Source organism: Labrenzia sp. 5N, from assembly GCF_012395805.1.
Lineage (GTDB): Bacteria > Pseudomonadota > Alphaproteobacteria > Rhizobiales > Stappiaceae > Roseibium > Roseibium algicola.
Genome location: NZ_JAAZTM010000016.1, coordinates 541,418 through 558,558, shown reverse-complemented (window position 1 = coordinate 558,558; position 17,141 = coordinate 541,418). Strand labels below are relative to the sequence as shown.

Annotated in this window: 23 protein-coding genes; 16 read left to right on the top strand and 7 right to left on the bottom strand. The window is 59.1% G+C overall.

Features of this window, described 5'->3' with window-relative positions; all coding sequences use genetic code 11:
• Window positions 1–18: 18 nt before the first annotated feature.
• Window positions 19–501, bottom strand: coding sequence for an NUDIX domain-containing protein (locus HEP89_RS18475; protein ID WP_031269247.1), 483 nt, complete (start codon window positions 499–501; stop codon window positions 19–21).
• 158 nt (window positions 502–659) lie between these two features.
• Here HEP89_RS18475 and purB point away from each other — a divergent pair, with 158 nt between their 5' ends.
• From purB to HEP89_RS18450, 5 genes are all read left to right on the top strand, one after another.
• Window positions 660–1,988, top strand: coding sequence for an adenylosuccinate lyase (purB, locus tag HEP89_RS18470; protein WP_023000891.1), 1,329 nt, complete (start codon window positions 660–662; stop codon window positions 1,986–1,988).
• A 225-nt stretch (window positions 1,989–2,213) separates the two neighbouring features.
• Window positions 2,214–2,615, top strand: coding sequence for a DUF4260 domain-containing protein (locus tag HEP89_RS18465; protein WP_168692717.1), 402 nt, complete (start codon window positions 2,214–2,216; stop codon window positions 2,613–2,615).
• Between the two features lie 3 nt (window positions 2,616–2,618).
• Complete coding sequence (locus HEP89_RS18460; protein WP_168692716.1) at window positions 2,619–3,368, top strand: metallophosphoesterase family protein; 750 nt, start codon at window positions 2,619–2,621, stop codon at window positions 3,366–3,368.
• Window positions 3,369–3,462: 94 nt separating this feature from the next.
• Window positions 3,463–3,978 carry a BA14K family protein gene (locus HEP89_RS18455; protein WP_082444564.1) on the top strand — a complete coding sequence of 172 codons (516 nt, stop codon included), beginning with the start codon at window positions 3,463–3,465 and terminating at the stop codon, window positions 3,976–3,978.
• Between the two features lie 239 nt (window positions 3,979–4,217).
• Complete coding sequence (locus tag HEP89_RS18450) at window positions 4,218–4,772, top strand: alpha/beta hydrolase (protein WP_168692715.1); 555 nt, start codon at window positions 4,218–4,220, stop codon at window positions 4,770–4,772.
• A gap of 6 nt (window positions 4,773–4,778) precedes the next feature.
• On the opposite strand, the gene HEP89_RS18445 is transcribed toward HEP89_RS18450, so the two are convergent.
• From HEP89_RS18445 to HEP89_RS18435, 3 genes are all read right to left on the bottom strand, one after another.
• Entirely contained in the window at window positions 4,779–4,994 is a 216-nt protein-coding gene (locus tag HEP89_RS18445; protein WP_075284786.1) for a hypothetical protein, read from the bottom strand.
• Window positions 4,995–5,179: 185 nt separating this feature from the next.
• On the bottom strand, window positions 5,180–5,986 hold the full coding sequence (locus tag HEP89_RS18440; protein ID WP_168692714.1) for an aldolase/citrate lyase family protein: 807 nt from the start codon (window positions 5,984–5,986) through the stop codon (window positions 5,180–5,182).
• A gap of 220 nt (window positions 5,987–6,206) precedes the next feature.
• Window positions 6,207–6,530, bottom strand: coding sequence for a DUF1476 domain-containing protein (locus HEP89_RS18435; protein WP_023000884.1), 324 nt, complete (start codon window positions 6,528–6,530; stop codon window positions 6,207–6,209).
• 307 nt (window positions 6,531–6,837) lie between these two features.
• Here HEP89_RS18435 and purC point away from each other — a divergent pair, with 307 nt between their 5' ends.
• From purC to HEP89_RS18405, 6 genes are all read left to right on the top strand, one after another.
• Entirely contained in the window at window positions 6,838–7,602 is a 765-nt protein-coding gene (gene purC, locus HEP89_RS18430) for a phosphoribosylaminoimidazolesuccinocarboxamide synthase (protein ID WP_006932454.1), read from the top strand.
• Window positions 7,603–7,723: 121 nt separating this feature from the next.
• Complete coding sequence (locus tag HEP89_RS18425; RefSeq protein ID WP_062488383.1) at window positions 7,724–8,263, top strand: hypothetical protein; 540 nt, start codon at window positions 7,724–7,726, stop codon at window positions 8,261–8,263.
• Between the two features lie 106 nt (window positions 8,264–8,369).
• Window positions 8,370–8,612, top strand: coding sequence for a phosphoribosylformylglycinamidine synthase subunit PurS (gene purS, locus HEP89_RS18420; RefSeq protein WP_031269246.1), 243 nt, complete (start codon window positions 8,370–8,372; stop codon window positions 8,610–8,612).
• A 28-nt stretch (window positions 8,613–8,640) separates the two neighbouring features.
• On the top strand, window positions 8,641–8,748 hold the full coding sequence (locus HEP89_RS29885; protein ID WP_023000881.1) for a phosphoribosylformylglycinamidine synthase-associated small membrane protein: 108 nt from the start codon (window positions 8,641–8,643) through the stop codon (window positions 8,746–8,748).
• 18 nt (window positions 8,749–8,766) lie between these two features.
• Window positions 8,767–9,432 (top strand): phosphoribosylformylglycinamidine synthase subunit PurQ, encoded by a 666-nt coding sequence (gene purQ / locus HEP89_RS18410; RefSeq protein WP_168692713.1) that lies wholly within the window; start codon window positions 8,767–8,769, stop codon window positions 9,430–9,432.
• Between the two features lie 19 nt (window positions 9,433–9,451).
• Complete coding sequence (locus HEP89_RS18405; protein WP_168692712.1) at window positions 9,452–9,706, top strand: DUF2164 domain-containing protein; 255 nt, start codon at window positions 9,452–9,454, stop codon at window positions 9,704–9,706.
• Between the two features lie 239 nt (window positions 9,707–9,945).
• Here the strand turns inward: HEP89_RS18405 and HEP89_RS18400 are convergent, their stop codons facing one another.
• Window positions 9,946–10,746 (bottom strand): AraC family transcriptional regulator, encoded by an 801-nt coding sequence (locus tag HEP89_RS18400; protein WP_023000879.1) that lies wholly within the window; start codon window positions 10,744–10,746, stop codon window positions 9,946–9,948.
• 107 nt (window positions 10,747–10,853) lie between these two features.
• Between HEP89_RS18400 and HEP89_RS18395 the strand changes: the two genes are divergently transcribed.
• Window positions 10,854–11,390 (top strand): peroxiredoxin-like family protein, encoded by a 537-nt coding sequence (locus HEP89_RS18395; RefSeq protein ID WP_168692711.1) that lies wholly within the window; start codon window positions 10,854–10,856, stop codon window positions 11,388–11,390.
• Between the two features lie 123 nt (window positions 11,391–11,513).
• Here HEP89_RS18395 and HEP89_RS18390 read toward each other — a convergent pair whose 3' ends face one another.
• Entirely contained in the window at window positions 11,514–11,753 is a 240-nt protein-coding gene (locus HEP89_RS18390; protein ID WP_208992478.1) for a DUF1127 domain-containing protein, read from the bottom strand.
• A 102-nt stretch (window positions 11,754–11,855) separates the two neighbouring features.
• On the opposite strand from HEP89_RS18390, the gene HEP89_RS18385 reads away from it, so the two are divergent.
• The 4 genes from HEP89_RS18385 to HEP89_RS18370 all read left to right on the top strand — a co-directional run bounded on the left by HEP89_RS18385 (window position 11,856) and on the right by HEP89_RS18370 (window position 15,572).
• Window positions 11,856–13,367 carry a PLP-dependent aminotransferase family protein gene (locus HEP89_RS18385; RefSeq protein ID WP_168692710.1) on the top strand — a complete coding sequence of 504 codons (1,512 nt, stop codon included), beginning with the start codon at window positions 11,856–11,858 and terminating at the stop codon, window positions 13,365–13,367.
• A gap of 23 nt (window positions 13,368–13,390) precedes the next feature.
• On the top strand, window positions 13,391–13,861 hold the full coding sequence (locus tag HEP89_RS18380; RefSeq protein WP_168692709.1) for a hypothetical protein: 471 nt from the start codon (window positions 13,391–13,393) through the stop codon (window positions 13,859–13,861).
• Between the two features lie 106 nt (window positions 13,862–13,967).
• Window positions 13,968–14,480 carry a hypothetical protein gene (locus tag HEP89_RS18375; protein ID WP_168692708.1) on the top strand — a complete coding sequence of 171 codons (513 nt, stop codon included), beginning with the start codon at window positions 13,968–13,970 and terminating at the stop codon, window positions 14,478–14,480.
• A gap of 126 nt (window positions 14,481–14,606) precedes the next feature.
• Window positions 14,607–15,572, top strand: a complete 966-nt coding sequence (locus HEP89_RS18370; RefSeq protein ID WP_023000873.1) for a calcium/sodium antiporter — start codon at window positions 14,607–14,609, stop codon at window positions 15,570–15,572.
• A gap of 97 nt (window positions 15,573–15,669) precedes the next feature.
• Here HEP89_RS18370 and HEP89_RS18365 read toward each other — a convergent pair whose 3' ends face one another.
• Window positions 15,670–16,647 (bottom strand): cyclase family protein, encoded by a 978-nt coding sequence (locus HEP89_RS18365; protein ID WP_168692707.1) that lies wholly within the window; start codon window positions 16,645–16,647, stop codon window positions 15,670–15,672.
• Between the last annotated feature and the right edge of the window lie 494 nt (window positions 16,648–17,141).

Below are 17,141 nucleotides of genomic sequence, written 5' to 3'. Positions count from 1 at the left end.
GGCCTTTCAGGATCCAGCCTAGCTGAAACGGCGGCCCGGCACGGGTTTCCCGGCCTGCCCTGGCAGCTTGTCCTTCAAACCGGAGGGGTAGAGCTCAAGACCCTTGGCGGCCAGTTCGTCAAGCGTGATCCAGCGTGCCGTCCCGACCGTGTCATCATTCACCTCGTAAACGATGGTATCGGTCCGGTAGTAGCTGTTGTCGGTAAAATGGGCGTGGCACAGGAAAACGATCTCGTGGCCTGCGACGCCATGATGATCGTAGATGTTCTCCATGACGATATACTCGTCGAGCAGAGTGATCCTTGCTCCCAGTTCTTCCAGGAACTCGCGCTGGAGCGTATCGCGCCAGGGCTCGCCAAACTCCACGGTGCCGCCGAGCGGCCGCATGCCGGTGATACGTCCCGTATCGTTCCGCACGTCTGACAGAAGCAGCGCGTCATCCTGCCAGATCAGGGCAAGAGCCTTGACCGCAATCGTGTTAGCCGGCCGCCAGATTGTCATCCGTGTCTCCTCAAAGACAGTCGCATCGCGCTCGTGTGCACCGTAAAATTCACATTCGGGCACTTTGCTGCAAGCAAAAACCGCGTCTCCGCATTGAAGGGGCAGCGCCCCTCTGCTATTCCGCAGCCAGATTTTCCACATACGAGGTCCATTCGCCGATGATCCCGCGCTATTCCCGTCCCGACATGGTTGCCATCTGGTCGCCGGAATCGAAGTTCCGCATCTGGTTCGAGATCGAGGCCCATGCCTGCGACGCACTGGCCGAGCTCGGGGTCATTCCGAAAGAAGCGGCCAAGACCATTTGGGAAAAGGGTGGCAGCGCCACGTTCGACATCGACCGCATCGACGAGATCGAGCGCGAGACCAAACACGACGTCATCGCCTTCCTGACCCATCTGGCGGAAATCGTTGGCCCGGATGCCCGTTTCGTGCACCAGGGCATGACCTCGTCCGATGTGCTCGACACCTGCTTCAACGTCCAGCTGGTCAAGGCAACCGACATGCTGCTGGCCGACATGGACGCCCTGCTTGCCGCGATCAAGCGCCGGGCAATGGAACACAAGGACACCGTCTGCATTGGCCGCTCCCATGGCATCCATGCCGAACCGGTAACCTTTGGCCTGAAGATGGCCGAAGCCTATGCCGAGTTCGACCGCTGCAAGAAGCGCCTGCTGGCAGCTCGTGAGGAAATCGCCACCTGCGCCATTTCCGGTGCGGTCGGCACCTTCGCAAACATCGACCCGGCCGTGGAAGAACACGTCGCCAAGGCCATGGGCCTCCAGGCCGAACCGGTCTCCACCCAGGTGATCCCGCGTGACCGTCACGCGATGTATTTCGCAACCCTCGGCGTAATCGCCTCCTCCATCGAGCGCGTGGCAACGGAAGTCCGCCACCTGCAGCGTACCGAGGTTCTGGAAGCCGAAGAATTCTTCTCCAAGGGCCAGAAGGGCTCGTCGGCAATGCCGCACAAGCGCAACCCCGTCCTGACCGAAAACCTGACCGGTCTTGCCCGTATCGTCCGCGGCTTCTCCATTCCCGCAATGGAAAACGTGGCTCTCTGGCACGAGCGCGACATTTCGCATTCGTCCGTCGAGCGCATGATCGGCCCGGACGCGACCATCACCCTGGATTTCGCTCTGGCCCGCCTGACCGGCGTCATCGACAAGCTGCTGGTTTATCCGGAGCGCATGATCGGCAACATGGACCGTCTCGGTGGCCTCGTGCATTCCCAGCGTATCCTGCTCGCTCTCACCCAGGCCGGTTCGTCGCGCGAGGACGCATACCGTCTGGTCCAGCGCAACGCCATGAAGGTGTGGGACAGCTACCAGGTGGCAGGGGCCGCCTCGGTCGACTTCCTGACCGAACTTCTGAACGACGCGGATGTGCGCAAATATCTGTCCGAAGAAGAAATCCGCGACCGCTTCGACCTCGGCTACCACACCAAGAATGTCGATGTGATCTTCGAACGGGTGTTCGGCGAAGCGTAAGGCTTCCCTGAAACGCCGTGGGTTCGTCATCCCGGACGCAGCGAAGCGAAGATCCGGGATCGGAGACCCAAAGCAGAACCAACATTGGGAGAGCCACGGCAAAACCTGCGGCTCTCCGATCCCGGCTCGCACTTCGTTTGGCCGGAATGACCCCGGAAGATAAAACGAAGGCAGCGAGGACCGGAGGCATTCGCCTCCCTTTCCTCTTTGGTCGGGAGATTGCACATGTCCGGCGAAAAATCCCTTGTTGCCTGGCAGCGCATCGAAGCGCTTTTTATCCTGATTGCTTCATTGGTCCTCTATTTCTGGACAGGGGCGCCGTGGCTGACGTTTGTCATCCTCATTCTGGTGCCGGATCTGTCGATGCTGGGCTATTTTGCCAATCCACGCGTTGGCGCCCTGATCTACAATCTCTTTCACACCTACATCGGCCCGGCCCTCCTGATGGGGCTTGGCGTCCTGCTCACGGATTATGATCTGGATCCCTACGCCTTCTGGGATTTTGCTCCGATCGCGATCATCTGGACCGCCCACATTGCGTTCGACCGGGTTCTGGGCTACGGCCTGAAGAGCCCTGAAGGGTTCAAGATCACTCACCTTGGCCGGATCGGCCGTCAGGATAGCTGAATCATGAAAATCGCTGTCGTCTCGGACATTCACGGCAATGTCCTGGCCCTTGAAGCCGTGCTTGCAGACCTGAAACTGGAAGCACCGGACCTGATCGTCAATCTGGGTGACTGCATTTCCGGTCCGCTCTGGCCGGAGGAAACTGCTGCCATCCTGCGTGAGACTGCCTGGCCGACCGTTCGCGGCAACCATGACCGCATCGTCCTGGACGATCCGATCGACAAAATGGGACCGACCGACGTCTTTGCCGCTGAGCGTCTTTCCCAGGCAAGCCGCGACTGGCTGGCAACAAGCCAGCCGACCATACGCCTGACAGACGAGATTTTCCTGTGTCACGGCACCCCGGACAACGATGACCGCTACCTGACTGAAAAGGTGGATGGGCCGAAGGGACACCTGCCGGACGAACAGACCTTGCTGGACGAGTTGAAGGGCGAACCCGCTCCCGTCATCTGCTGCGGTCACACGCATATTCCCAGGGTCATCCGACTTCAGAAAACCGGGCAGATCCTGCTCAATCCGGGCAGCGTCGGCTTGCCGTCCTACGAAGACGACCATCCGCACCGGCATGTCATGGAAGCCGGCAGTCCGCATGCCCGCTATGCCCTGATGACAAACAATCACGGAGCATGGAACTTTCAGGAAAAGATCCTGACATACGATTGGGATACGGCAGCCGCCGAAGCGGAAAAGAACGGGCGTCCGGGTTGGGCCCGTGCCCTGAAACACGGATTTTACGGCCCACTTTCCTGAGATCTTCTCGATCACAAATGACGGAGCATGACCATTTTGGGGAACGAAGCCGGGCGTTCCACGTTTTATGTCCATGATTAGCATGGAGTATGTGATGTCGATCTGGAAATCCGTTTTAAGTCACGCCGCCATCGGTGGTCTTGCCGTGAGCCTGGCTTTGCCGGCCTTCGCCGCTCCGCTGCCGCTGCTCAAGACCGCGCCGGTGCCGGTTCAGACGCACTCGGAAGCCCCGGCGAACGTCCTCAAGGTCGACCACAGAAGAGGTCATAACCCGCATCGCGGCTACAACAATCGTAACGGACGTCACTATTACAACGGGCACCGGGGTTACCGGAAATATCGCCAAGGCTATCGCCAGTATAACGGCTGGTGGTTCCCGCCGGCAGCTTTTGCCTTCGGCTTCGGCGTTGCTCCCGGCCCCCGCTATGCGGCCCCACCTCGCTACGCAGCTCCCCCGCGCTACGCCGCCCCGCCTCGCTACGGCCGTGGCTACAGCCCCGCGCACTATCAGTGGTGTGGTCAGCGTTATCGGTCTTACCGCCCTGGCGACAACAGCTTCCAGCCCTATCACGGACCACGCCGTGTGTGCGTCTCGCCCTATGGGCCGTGATTTAAGCTGACGGCGACAAACATCGAGCCGGTCCTTTGGGCCGGCTCCCTTCATTTGCCTCAGCCGTCACCTCGAAGGCTTTAAATGCAAACGGCGCTGAGATCCGAAGGCCGGTAGCTTGCCGGTTGTTTCTTCCAGCCTTCCGAACATCCGGCTCCTTCCTTGCCGCGATTGACAAGCGCCCGGAAAAACTGCGAGACAGCGGCACATCTTCGACAGCCACGCAAAAGGTGTAGCCCGTGAAAATTTCAGACACCGATATTCTGCTTGTTCCAGGTTACGGTCAGTCACTGCCGGGCCATTGGCTGTTGCGCTGGCGCGACAAGATGCCGACGGCCCGCGTCGTGAAACAGGCAGAACTGCATCGTCCGAGCAAGAAGGAATGGCTGGAAACGCTGGTGAAAGCGGTTGATGCCGCCGAACGGCCGGTTGTGCTTGTCGCACACTCGCTTGGCTGCATCCTGGTTGCCCACGGTGCCCATGCGCTGAAGGACAAGATTGCCGGCGCCTATCTCGTCGCTCCTTCCGACTGGGATCGAGAGGGGCTGGTGGCGGAATTCGATGGCGGGGACTTCAAGCCCATTCCCGAACATCCGTTGCCCTTCCCCGCGCACCTTGTCGCCAGCCGGGACGACCCATATTGTGACTACGCCCGTGCCGAGCATTTCGCCAAGGTCTGGGGCACCACCTTTCAGGACGCCGGAGCCGCCGGTCACATCAACCTGGAAAGCGGCCACGGCCCCTGGCCGGAAGGCATGATGTCCTTTGCCCATTTCATGAAGAAGCTCGGCTGACGGCTGTCAGGTCCGTGCAGAGGAAGCGTCCATCAACGCTCCGAGGCGCGTGGCCACCCAATAGCTCACCGGAACGGCGATGGCGGCGCCTGTCGCCGCGCCGCCGACCAGCAGCAGAGCATTGAATGTGCCGACACCGTAGATCGATAACGGAACCAGTGCACCAAGGCCGGCAAGCGTCGGGCCGATGATGATGAACAGGATCATTGCCAGTTTCCACATGAGGATCTCCCATCGGGAAAGCGGCGGTTCTCCGTCCTGAGCAACAGCGGCAACAGTGGTTGATTATGAGACATAATCAACTTTGTCGTTGAAGCTCAGAACCGTCGCGGTTTCGATATCTGAATACTTTCGCAATATCGAAAGTATAACATTGACCCAGGTCAAGCTTCCGCAAGAAGAGCAAATCAATATCCGGCGGCAGGTCCTGTCCCCTGCTCCGCCAGCCAGGCCACTTCCTTGAGCGCAGCCCTGGCGGAATGATCAAGAAAGAGCGTATCGACGCCGTGTGACATCAACCGGAACCCCTGATTATAGGCTTCCTCGACCTTGTCGGCGTTGAGGCAGAAAATCCCGGCAAGTTTCCCGGCTGCAAGCGCCTTTTCCGCAATCTCACCGGCAACTTCGCCGGTATGTACCCCGTTCGGATCGAGCGAAGCGCCTTTCGACAACGCAAGGGAAAGATCGCTCGGACCGACAAACACGCCATCAAGACTGTCGACGCTCAAGATCTCGTCCAGCGCGTCGATCGCGTCCTGGGTTTCGATCATGGCAAAGGCAAGGGTCTGTGCATTGGCGTTTTCGAGATACTGGTCCCGCGTCTGGCCGCTCAGCATGGCTGCCCGGAACGGCGACCAGCTGCGGTCGCCGATTGGCGGATACTTGACAGCCCGCGCAAAGGTTTCCGCGTCCCGAAGAGAATTGATCATCGGCGCGATGATGCAATCGGCCCCCATGTCGATCAGCCGCCCCGCAAGGGCGTTGTCACCGACGGGAATGCGGGCAATGCGGTGCGCCCCGGCAAGAGCAATGGCTGCCATCGCCTCGCACGCCGATGCAAAATCATACATGCCGTGCTGAAGATCGAGCGTAACCGCCTCGTATCCCGAGCGCGCGAACAACTCCGGAACCATGGGCGCGGACAATTGGGACCAGCCGGTAATGACGGCTTTTCCGGAACGCAACTTGTCGGCAAGAAAGGCATTATCTGACACGGGTCGTCTCCTCCGATAGAGGAGGTATCAAATCCGTCTGCCGACACAACCGCAAGCGCTGTTTTTGCAATTCTGGGAGCTTGGTTGACGCAAAGGGAGATGGGGATTTTCTTCTTCCAGGCCGGAAAAGCGCCAACTTGCCAAACATCATGCCCGTCAAAACAAAAACGCCCACCGTTTCCGGCGGGCGTTTGAAACTGACAATCGAAGAAAGCTTCGATCAGCCTTCTTTCTGCAACTGGTCCACAGCCGTGTGCATCAGTTCGTCCATGGTGCGACGAATCTGATGATCGGACTGCTCGACCTTGTTTGCGTCGAAATCTTCGCGAAGCTTGCGGAAAACGTCTTCCTCGCCCGGCTCTTCGAAATCGGCCCGGACAACTTCCTTGGCGTATTCGTCGGCCTTCTCGCCTTCAAAGCCCAGAAGACCTGCCGCCCACAAACCCAGCAACTTGTTGCGGCGTGCGGTTGCCTTGAACCGCAGCTCCTCGTCATGCGCAAACTTGTTTTCAAACCCCTGCTCGCGCTTGTCGAATGTGCTCATACTCATCGTCTCCTGAACTGCGCTGATGCACTTCCCCCCATATGGGGCTGATTTGGTCTCTTGCATATCCCCGCAAGCCGATCAAATCAACGCAGTACGTACACTCATGCGTCAAAAGCATAACCGCCCTGCGAACTCTCCGGAAACATAAGATTGTACTTTTGCCCGGCTTCGGTTAAGTTCCGCGCCGCAAAACAGGGCCTGCTGCCTTCAAGCATCGGCCGGTTGACGACAAACGTCCCGGTGGATTTTCAGACAAGGTAAGCATGTTCCGTCAAAGGTTTCTCTAAAAGATACGGTATAGCCTATGAACCGCCGCCGGCGCATTTACGAAGGTAAGGGCAAGATCCTTTACGAAGGTCCGGAACCGGGAACCCTGGTTCAGCACTTCAAGGACGACGCAACTGCCTTCAACAACAAGAAACACGAGATTGTTGACGGCAAAGGCGTGCTCAACAACCGGATTTCCGAATATATCTTCAATCATCTGAATGCCATCGGCATCCCGACTCACTTCATTCGCCGCCTCAACATGCGCGAACAGCTGATCCGGGAAGTCGAGATCATTCCGCTGGAAGTGGTCGTGCGCAACGTCGCCGCCGGTTCCATTGCCACTCGTCTGGGCCTGGAAGAAGGCACGCAGCTGCCGCGCTCCATCATCGAGTTCTACTACAAGAACGACGAGCTCAACGACCCGATGGTCGCCGAAGAACACATCACCGCCTTTGGCTGGGCCACCCCGCAGGAACTGGACGACATGATGGCGCTTGCCATCCGCGTCAATGATTTCCTGTGCGGCCTGTTCCTGGGTGTTGGCATCCGTCTTGTCGATTTCAAGATCGAATGTGGTCGTCTGTTCGAAGGCGACATGATGCGCATCGTCGTCGCCGACGAGATTTCCCCGGACAGCTGCCGCCTGTGGGACATCGAGACCAACGACAAGATGGACAAGGACCGCTTCCGCCGTGACATGGGCGGTATGCTGGAAGCCTATCAGGAAGTTGCCAAGCGGCTGGGGATCATGATCACCAGCGAACGTCCGGCAGGCTCCGGACCGACCCTGGTCAAGTAAGACCCGCTGCTGATGCAGTATTGACACAGGCCGGCGCAATCGCCGCTAACGGCCCTAACGTCAGTATTGCAACCAAAGGTATTGCAAACTATGACGCCCCCTTGTTCAACGAGGGGGCGTCATGTCTTTTAGATTTTCTTTCATTTTCAAAGCCGTATCGATTGCACTTCTGTGCGGCTTTCTTGCAGCCTGTCAAACCACGGGCCTGAAGCCCGGCAGCATATCCTCCAGCTTTGCACCCAAGGGTTGGGCCAGCAAGCAGAACGGCAACAAGGCCGTCTATGTTTGTCTGCCATCCACCTGCAAATCGCCTGAAGTTGTCGTTGTGGGTCCGATCGAGGTCAAGGGCGACACGGAAACAGCCATCCGGCAAAACCTGATCTCTGCCGAATTGATGAATGCCGTCGGCAACATTGCGAACGTGGCCTCGAAGGGGCAGGTCCGTCTCAAAACCAATCGCCGTGTCGTCACCAAATCCTATTCCGGCTTCGATATGACTGCCAGGTACCGGACGGACAAAGGCAACGTCTATGTTGCCGCACGCATCATCATTCAAAACGACCGCGGCAGCACCGTTGCCTCCTTTGCGACATCAAGCTCCAGGGCAAAGACAAATCTCGACCGCTTCCTGAAGCAGACAACGATCAAACGCCTGCCGTAAATCGCAGGTTTTCTGCACACAGGCCTTTCGCAAATGGGGCTCCTCGTGTATGGGGAGCCCCAAAGTCATTCAACTGCAGAATCTGCAGTCTGCTGCGGGGATCCCAATCATGAAAGCACGTGTGATCGTCACCCTGAAAAACGGTGTTCTTGATCCTCAGGGAAAAGCCATCGAAGGCGCGCTCGGCGGCCTCGGCTTCGGCGACGTCGGCTCCGTTCGTCAAGGCAAGGTGTTCGATGTCGAACTGACCGGCACCGACAAGGAAGCCGCCAAGGCTGAACTGGAGCAGATGTGCGAAAAGCTGCTCGCCAACACCGTCATCGAGAACTACGCGATCGAGATCGCCTGACCGAAACTTCGACACCGGGGCACCACCGATGGATGACGATACCCGCACGGCCCTGATCTTCATGGCCACCAAAGCGGCGATATTCATCCTGGTGCCCGCAATCGCGGCCTTGATAGCCGTACTTGTTCTGCTCTGAACCGACTGGATTGCCCACATGAAAACCGCAGTCATCGTTTTCCCCGGCTCCAACCGCGACCGTGACATGTTCCACGCACTGGAACTGATCACCGGCACCAGGCCGCAGAGCGTCTGGCACACGGAAAGCACCCTGCCGGATGTGGATCTTGTGGTTGTTCCCGGCGGCTTTTCCTACGGCGACTATCTGCGCTCCGGTGCAATTGCAGCCCGCTCCCCGATCCTCAAGGACCTTGTTGCCAAGGCCGACAGCGGCGTCGCCGTACTCGGCGTTTGCAACGGCTTCCAGATCCTGACCGAGGCAGGCCTGCTTCCCGGCGCCCTGATGCGCAACGCCGGCCTCACCTTCGTCTGCCGCGAAGTCCTGATGGAAACGGTCAACACCGCGACGAGGTTTTCCTCGAAGTTCGAAAAAGGCCAGGTCTGGCGTTGCCCGGTTGCCCATCACGACGGCAACTACTTCGCCGACGCTGACACGCTGAAGCAGATCGAAGACAACGGCCAGGTCGTTTTCCGCTATGCGGGCGACACCAACCCGAACGGCTCCATCAACAACATTGCCGGCATCATGAATTCCAAAGGCAACGTTCTGGGCATGATGCCGCACCCGGAAAACCTGATCGAGCCGCTCAATGGCGGCCTCGACGGGCGCCTCCTGTTCGAAAGCCTGCTGGAAGCGGCCTGAAGCCATCTGGGAGGCGGACATGACGGACCTGACACTCGACAAGGACGCCAGAACCCGCCTCGCCTCCAAGATCAAGCATTATCTCGAAACAGACCTGGACATCGACATCGGCAACATGGATGCCGAATTGCTGATCGATTTCCTGACGCCATCCCTCGGGGCCAGATTCTACAACCTCGGCCTCAAGGACGCCCAGGCGCTGCTCGCCCGCAAGGTCGACGACATCAACGACGAATTCTACGCCCTGGAAAAACCGGTTCAAGATCGCGGTTGAGCTGCACTGGGCGACGTGGCGTTGGTTCGTACCGTTCACATCGATTTCCGCTGCGCCGGGCGCACCCTCCCCCCCAGCCTCCTTGTCATCCCCGCGAAGGCGGGGATCCAGTAACCGGCTGCCTTGGTCACATCACACTATCTTGCCAGCTCCCACGACTACTGGATCCCGGTCCTGGCGACTTGCGCCAAACCGGGATGACAAAAACGGGGGCTAGTGAGGTTCAGCGAACAAACGGTTCAGGCCGCCTGGCTGCGCTTTTGTTTGGGGGAATAGCCGAAACGGCGGGAGAAGGCCCTGGAAAAGGCCGCCGGACTTGCGAAGCCGCAGAGGCTCGCGACGGCCTTGACCTGCCTGCCGGTTTCCAGCTCCGAGCGGGCAATATCCAACCGCCAGTTCGAGAGATAACCCATGGGTGTTGTCCCGACGAGCTCCTTGAACGTCACCGCGAACTGGGTGCGCGACATGCCGGCGGTCTCGGCCAGTTTTTCCAGTGTCCAGTGTTCTCCGGGCACCTCGTGGATTGCCACCAGAGCGGCTGCGATCCGCGGGTTTGCAAGACCGTTCAGGAGGCCGGTATCGGCCTTGCCTTCTTCCATGGCATGACGCAGCAGACGGATCACCACCACTTCGCACAAACGCTGGAAGGCTGCCTGCCCACCGCACCTGGGCATAGTCGCCTCCTCGATCAGCGGCGTCACGACAGCGGTGAGATATGGATCTTCCGACATCGGCACGGAAATGCAGTCCGGCAAGGCACTGACCAGCTGCCTGCCGACACCTGATATTGTGATCCGGGCAGCGACAAGCGACGTTTCGTCGGGGGCTGCTTCCATGCCGGCACGCACGGCAGATCCGTCCCGCTCCGGGCAGAAAACCAGTCTCAGCCCTCTCTCAGGACTGTCATAGACCCTCAGGTTGGCATCGCTTTCGCTCCCGTCCGCTGCCAGTGAAATGTCCACCTGCACGCGGAGCCGGTCGATGAGCGAAGACAGCCGGTCCAGCCTTCCATTAAAGGACGTGCGATAAGGGACCGACATTTCCGTACTCCTGAGCATATTTTTTGAATGTTTATAGCGCTTGCGTTCACTACCTTACAGCCATCCGCAGGGAAATGTGAAGCCTTGCCTAGCCAAATGAGGAAAACATGCTCGTTCCACGCCAACCGGTACCCGGCCTCACGGTCGAAACCCTGAGCTCAGACACCTTTGATCTGTCCAAGGATAACGCCGACTTTGCAACGCTGGTAGTGTTCTACCGCGGCCTTCATTGTCCGATCTGCGCCACTTACCTCAAGGAACTCGGCCGTCTAACCGCCGACTTCGCGGCCAAGGGCGTCAAGACGATCGCAATTTCGTCGGACGACAAGGACCGTGCGGAAAAGATGGCGGAAAAGGTCGGCCACGCGGATCTGCGCTTTGGCTACGGCCTGCCGCTGAGTGTTGCGAGGGAATGGGGACTTTATGTTTCAACCAGCCGCGGCACTACCTCGATCGGCATCGAGGAGCCTGCGCTGTTTTCCGAGCCGGGAGTATTTCTTGTCAGACCGGACGGCACGCTCTATTTCGCCTCCGTCCAGACCATGCCTTTCGTGCGTCCGCACTTCCAGGAAATGGTCGGTGCACTCGATTTCGTTCAGAAGAACGACTATCCGGCACGCGGCGAATATACCGGTGCAGTCTGACGGCACCTTGATACGGAATTGAAAACAAGGATGCCGGACACGGGCTGCATCGTGTCCGGCATCAACAAAGACTCGCCAGGGGTAGCAGGTCCTTGTTTGGTGGGATCGCCAAAGATCTCCGCATCAATACCGGCCCTTGCGCCGGCTTTCGGTATCCCAGAAGGGGCGCATTGCCTCGGCAAGCGCAGCTTCCCGGGTCAGTCCGAGGTCCTCAAGGGCCGCGTCTGACAATTCCAGAAGTTCCAGGCGGGTCCGGCGCCTGACAAACCAATCCTTCAGATAGCTGAAAGCCGTTTTGGTAAAACCGCCGGGAATCCGGAGCCGCGATATCGGGCGCCCGGATATTGTTTCGATTGAACTCATTTGAGACATCTCCAGGGTGACAATTGCATCAATTGGGCGCATTGTTGCGCTACAATCATATGAATTGACTCCATTCGGGATGCAATATATTAAATTGTCACCATGACAAATTGGCACCCAGAGATTCCCGAGGGCCAAGGGCCCCTCTACATCCGGCTGGCGGACCGCATCGCCGAGGATATTGCCACTGGCGCGCTTGCTGCCGGTTCCAAACTGCCGCCGCAGCGCGACCTTGCGTATGATCTGGGTGTCACTGTCGGCACCATAGGACGCGCCTACGCCCTGATCCGACAGCGTGGCCTCGTCAGCGGCGAAGTCGGGCGCGGCACATTCGTGCTCGGCAGCACGTATGAACCCTCACTCGAAGAAGACACCAAACCGGACCTAGACCGGCCGGCACAGCAGACCAACGGCTCCGCCGCGCATGACATGTCTGCCTCTTCGTGGACCCAGGGTGCGATGCACATGCCTAAGGATGTCGCCTTTGGCGGCACCAGGGTCATGGTGCCTTCGCCGGAGGCAATCCGCTTCGACAGCACATCCGCTCCCGAGATCGGCCAGGCCGGTGTCATCGGACGGCTGACGGCAGACATCACCCGTGATGCGCCGTACGAAATTGCCAGCTACACCCGCTCCGTGCCCGAAAGCTGGCGCCAGGCCGGGCGGATCTGGCTGTCCCGTGCCGGCTGGCAGCCACCGGAAGGCAGCATCGTGCCGACGACAGGCGCCCAGGCGGCAATCATGGCGATCATCGCGGCAACGACAGCGCCTGGCGATCAGGTCGCCTTCGAGGAACTGACCTACAGTTCGATTGCCCGTGGCGCGGCTCTCTCCGGCCGCCGGCCGGTGCAGATCGCAAGGGACGACGAAGGTCCCCTGCCCGAAGATCTCGCAAGGGTCTGCGCGCAGAAACACCCGAAGCTGCTGTTCGTGATGCCGACCATGCATAATCCGACCCTCGGCATGATGGGTGAACAGCGCCGCGCGGACATTGTGACCATCGCCCGTCAGTACAATCTCTGGATCATCGAGGACGAGGTCTACGGTTCCTTGCGCGAAACCTCGCCGCCCCCGCTCGCCGCACTGGCACCGGAGCGTACCTTTCATGTCGGCTCGCTGTCCAAGTCCGTGACGGCAGGCGTGCGTGGTGGCTGGGTTTCCAGCCCGCTGTCTCACGCACAGCGGATCTACACCGCCCACAAGATGCTGACCGGCGGCATATCCTTTCTCCTGTCGGAACTGTCGTCCCGGCTGGTTCTGTCCGGCGCTGCCGACGAATTCCGCCAGAAAATCCTCGCGGAAGTCTCCGCCCGTTTCGAACTGGTGCAGAAATATCTCGGCGCCTACGACATGTTTGCCGCCGCCGACGCGCCGTTTCTCTGGCTGAAGCTTCCCGAACCCTGGCTCTCCGGCACCTTCAAGGCGGCGGCCGCTGCCGCCAATGTGCTGATCGACGATGAAGACGAGTTCAAGACCGGCCGATCCGGCAAGGTCTATCACCGCGTTCGCATCGGCATCACCAACCCGATGACCCGGCAGGAAACCGCGAAGGGTCTGCTTATCCTGCAAAATTTGCTGGAGGACAGCGGCGCCTGCTACGACAGTTTCGAATAGCGACCCTCTGACGGCGGAGAAACATGTCTGAAACCAGCTTGCTCTTCTTGATCCTGCCAGCCTTCGCAGTCGTCTTCGCCCTGTTCTGGTCGCTGATCGTCTTTGTCATTGCCCATACAGGTGGCTGGGCGGGACTGGCAAAAGCCTACCCGGCCAGCCAGAAGCCGGAAGGCCGCACCTGGAGCTGGCGCACCATCCGCTTCGGTCTCTTCGGCAACTACCGCAACAGCGTGGATGTGACCCTGTCCGATGCTGGGCTCCACATGTACCCGATCTTTGTCTTCAGGATCGGCCACAAGCCGATACTCATCCCCTGGACCGCAGTCTCGGACGCATATCGCCGCGATCTCTGGTTTGCGCCAACGCTGACACTTTCAGTTCCTGTGACGGGAAACGGCAATGAAAGGCGGGTGTCCTTTTACGGTGCGGAGTTCGTCGAGGCGATCGAGGGCTGCCTGAGGCGCAATGGCAAAGGCAATGCTCTCCGCAAGTAAGCAATCCGCCGGTTTGCCTGCCTCGCACCGCTTGATACCGGACACACGTTTTCCTTGTCCTGCACCGGCGCTGCTGACAATGTGAACTGACTACCGGGAGGTTGTGATGACAGGGTCTGTGCCTTTGTGGGTGAAACTGGCCGGCGTGGCAGCGGCTGTCTATTGCATCGCCGTCTTCGGAACCGTCTACCGCTACAATCAGTCCATCCTGGAAAGCGCCAGCTTCGCCGAAATCACCGGCGGTGGCTTCATCTACAACTACCGCATCGCCGACATTCGGGCGGGCATAACGGTTGGCCTCGTAAAACCCCTGCCCCTTGGCACCCGGCTCATTGCCGAGTTTGAAAGCCCGCAAGGTGGCAAGATCGAGGTCGAAAAGGCCGTTTCCCACGCCAAGCGCAACTACAGCTTCGAAACACCGTCCCTCAGCGATGTTGAAGCCGAACGCACCTATGCGGCAGTTCTTCATGTCATCGACGCAAAGACGGGTGAGGAACTAGAGCGCCACGAAAAGGGTCTCAAATCCAGCGTCGCGCCAAAGGCGATGCCGGTAAAACCGCTTACCATCGGCCCCGGGTATCACGTCAATCCGGATATCCGGCCGGCGCCAAAGGGCTAGACCGATTGCCGCCGCGGGAAGTCCTTTTGCAATCGCGCGAAAAAAGTTTGCGCGACACCTAAAGAGCCATTGTGCGGTGCAATCCGGCACACCATCTGCCAGCGACGTGTCCTCGGGATCTCCAAAATGACTGTCTTTGAAATTGCGCTCGGCCTGGTTCTCCTCGTGGCCGGTGGTGACGTGCTTGTGCGCGGTTCTGTCGGCCTTGCAAAGCGCTTCGGCATCTCCGAACTTCTGATCGGCCTGGTCCTTGTGGGCTTCGGCACGTCGACACCGGAACTGATGACGAGCGTGCTGGCGGCACTCAACGGATCTGCTGGCCTTGCGGTCGGCAACGTCGCCGGCTCGAACATCGCCAATATCCTACTCATTCTGGGGCTGACAGCCGTCATCTCTCCGCTGCTGGTCGACCCCAAAGCGTTGCTACGCGACGGTCCGGCCAACGCTCTGGCAGCTCTCGCTTTCACGGGCCTCGCATTGTCCGGCTTGATTGGACGGGAAGCAGGCCTGGTCCTGATACTCGCACTGGCGGTCTATCTTGTTGTCACCTACCGGATGGAAAAAGGCACGCATACGCCTTCGGCGGAGCTGCACAGGGGGGAAGTCCAGCTGGTCGCTCCCAAAGCCGGACAGCTGAACCTGCTGCTCAATCTGGCGATGGCATTTGGCGGACTGGTAATGATCCTGGGCGGAGCCCACTTTCTGGTGTCCGGGGCAACCAGCCTTGCGCAGGCTGCGGGCATCAGCGACGCGGTTATCGGCGTCACCATCGTCGCGGTCGGCACGTCCCTGCCTGAGCTGGTCACCTCGGTGATCGCAGCTCTCAAGCGTCAGACAGATATTGCTCTTGGCAACATCCTTGGCTCCAACCTCTTCAATATCCTGGGCATTCTGGGCATTACCGCGGTTATCACCCCCCTCCAGGTCCCGCAGGAAATCATGAGCTTCGACATCTGGGTTTTGTTGGGGGCTACAGTGATCCTTCTGGTCTTTGCCATGACGGGCGGCCGTATCTGTCGGCGCGAGGGCGCCATCATGCTCCTGGCCTATGCCGGCTATACAGGTTACGTCCTCCACAACGCCCTCGGGTAAACCTCCTCAAAAAAGCCAGCCCTACTGCAAAAGGAAGATCTTCTCCTGCCCGCCCAAGCCGGTGGAGGCTTTTGCTCCACCGGCCAGAAGGACAGTTTCAGCGACTGCTTCTGATGGGGACCGCAATCGGGCGGATCGGCGAGCCGGTGGCGCCACGCAGTTTCAGCGGCGAGGTAATGAAGGCAAATTCATGCACCTCGTCCCTTGCCAGGTCTTCCAGCCACAAGAGCTCGATAAACGAGACACCCTTCTGTGCCAGCAGATAGGAATGAACAGGTGCGAAATTGTCCGGGTTGGTGGACGGGAAACTTTCCAGACCCAGGTTATCCGCGCCCAACACCATCGCCTTTTGCTCCTCGGCCAGCCACCTTGCGGCATCAAGGCCAAGCCCTGACTGGCTGAACAGCGCCAGTTTCGACTTGTCCGGCCAATGCTGCATCTGGCCTGTCCGGATGAGCACCACATCACCTTCCTGCAAGCTGGTTCCCTGCGCATCCAGCGCGGTTTTCAGATCATCCACCGTAATGGCGTAGGACGCCGGCAGCACATCCACACTCTTGGCCTTCGCAACGTCGATCAGCACGCCGCGCGCAATGATGGGTGGATACTTGTCCGCACCCGATTTCGCCCACCCGCGCGCGCCCTGCGCCTCGTCGGCGCTAACGTTGTTCCAGATTTTCCCGTGAAGCCCGAAGTGACTGAGCGTGTCGATATGGGTTCCCGTGTGGGTATTCATCGAAATCGCTTCGCTGGAATGCGAAAGGAGCTCCTCGCTGCCATCCCCGCGCGCCGGCGCATGAAGCATCATCATCTGGTAAGTCGGATCTCCAAAGGCGGCACTGCAACAATCGGGCATGCCGACAAAGAGATCCACACCGAGATCATAAATCCTGCCGGCATCGATGCGCTGCAAGATCTCCAACCGGGAGGCATCGCTCATCATGTTGAGCGTGCCGATCTCGTCTTCCGGTCCCCATGGACTTTCACCCACCTGATCGCCTTCCGCGAAAACCGGTGAACCGGCAAGGGTCGCGGCCATGAGCGTGGCTGCAAAAAGCTTACGGGTCTGATTCATCAAGTCTTGCACCAGTGGAATTCCTTCCTCTCAAAACCCCGTGCATGCAGGAACGACCGGCAAGGCGATTCCGTTCGCGGAGGATTGCTCCTCCACGTTTCAGCAGGACGGATTGCCTGACAGGGTTTTCGGTTTTCAGAACGGGCGTATTCGAACGCGCCCGGCACGATTAGGACAATTGCCCTAAAATCGAATTAGGACAATCGTCCAAATCTGTCAAGACTGCAACCAAATGCACTGAAACACCCGCATTGCAGCCATCTCCGCTTTGCCGGTAAGACTTTTACGAACCGTATTTTCCCTTGATACCGGGCTTGAAATCGAACTTGCGCCGGTTGGAATGCACTGCGCTGTCAGGTGGAAGAACGTCTGCAAGGCCAATCGCATCGCCCGCGATCAAATTTGTCGAATTTCTTTGCACCGCAAGGCTCCCAAATTGGGGGACAATCTGCTAAACGGCGGCATCATCGTCTGCCCGTGCCGTCGCGGCCCCA

Bases quoted from the DNA above. Each gene is read 5' to 3' on its own strand.
- HEP89_RS18475 (WP_031269247.1), bottom strand. From the start codon at position 501: ATGACAATCTGGCGGCCGGCTAACACGATTGCGGTCAAGGCTCTTGCC.
- purB (WP_023000891.1), top strand. From the start codon at position 660: ATGATCCCGCGCTATTCCCGTCCCGACATGGTTGCCATCTGGTCGCCG.
- HEP89_RS18465 (WP_168692717.1), top strand. From the start codon at position 2,214: ATGTCCGGCGAAAAATCCCTTGTTGCCTGGCAGCGCATCGAAGCGCTT.
- HEP89_RS18460 (WP_168692716.1), top strand. From the start codon at position 2,619: ATGAAAATCGCTGTCGTCTCGGACATTCACGGCAATGTCCTGGCCCTT.
- HEP89_RS18455 (WP_082444564.1), top strand. From the start codon at position 3,463: ATGTCGATCTGGAAATCCGTTTTAAGTCACGCCGCCATCGGTGGTCTT.
- HEP89_RS18445 (WP_075284786.1), bottom strand. From the start codon at position 4,994: ATGTGGAAACTGGCAATGATCCTGTTCATCATCATCGGCCCGACGCTT.
- HEP89_RS18435 (WP_023000884.1), bottom strand. From the start codon at position 6,530: ATGAGCACATTCGACAAGCGCGAGCAGGGGTTTGAAAACAAGTTTGCG.
- purC (WP_006932454.1), top strand. From the start codon at position 6,838: ATGAACCGCCGCCGGCGCATTTACGAAGGTAAGGGCAAGATCCTTTAC.
- HEP89_RS18425 (WP_062488383.1), top strand. From the start codon at position 7,724: ATGTCTTTTAGATTTTCTTTCATTTTCAAAGCCGTATCGATTGCACTT.
- HEP89_RS29885 (WP_023000881.1), top strand. From the start codon at position 8,641: ATGGATGACGATACCCGCACGGCCCTGATCTTCATGGCCACCAAAGCG.
- purQ (WP_168692713.1), top strand. From the start codon at position 8,767: ATGAAAACCGCAGTCATCGTTTTCCCCGGCTCCAACCGCGACCGTGAC.
- HEP89_RS18405 (WP_168692712.1), top strand. From the start codon at position 9,452: ATGACGGACCTGACACTCGACAAGGACGCCAGAACCCGCCTCGCCTCC.
- HEP89_RS18400 (WP_023000879.1), bottom strand. From the start codon at position 10,746: ATGTCGGTCCCTTATCGCACGTCCTTTAATGGAAGGCTGGACCGGCTG.
- HEP89_RS18395 (WP_168692711.1), top strand. From the start codon at position 10,854: ATGCTCGTTCCACGCCAACCGGTACCCGGCCTCACGGTCGAAACCCTG.
- HEP89_RS18390 (WP_208992478.1), bottom strand. From the start codon at position 11,753: ATGAGTTCAATCGAAACAATATCCGGGCGCCCGATATCGCGGCTCCGG.
- HEP89_RS18385 (WP_168692710.1), top strand. From the start codon at position 11,856: ATGACAAATTGGCACCCAGAGATTCCCGAGGGCCAAGGGCCCCTCTAC.
- HEP89_RS18380 (WP_168692709.1), top strand. From the start codon at position 13,391: ATGTCTGAAACCAGCTTGCTCTTCTTGATCCTGCCAGCCTTCGCAGTC.
- HEP89_RS18375 (WP_168692708.1), top strand. From the start codon at position 13,968: ATGACAGGGTCTGTGCCTTTGTGGGTGAAACTGGCCGGCGTGGCAGCG.
- HEP89_RS18370 (WP_023000873.1), top strand. From the start codon at position 14,607: ATGACTGTCTTTGAAATTGCGCTCGGCCTGGTTCTCCTCGTGGCCGGT.
- HEP89_RS18365 (WP_168692707.1), bottom strand. From the start codon at position 16,647: ATGAATCAGACCCGTAAGCTTTTTGCAGCCACGCTCATGGCCGCGACC.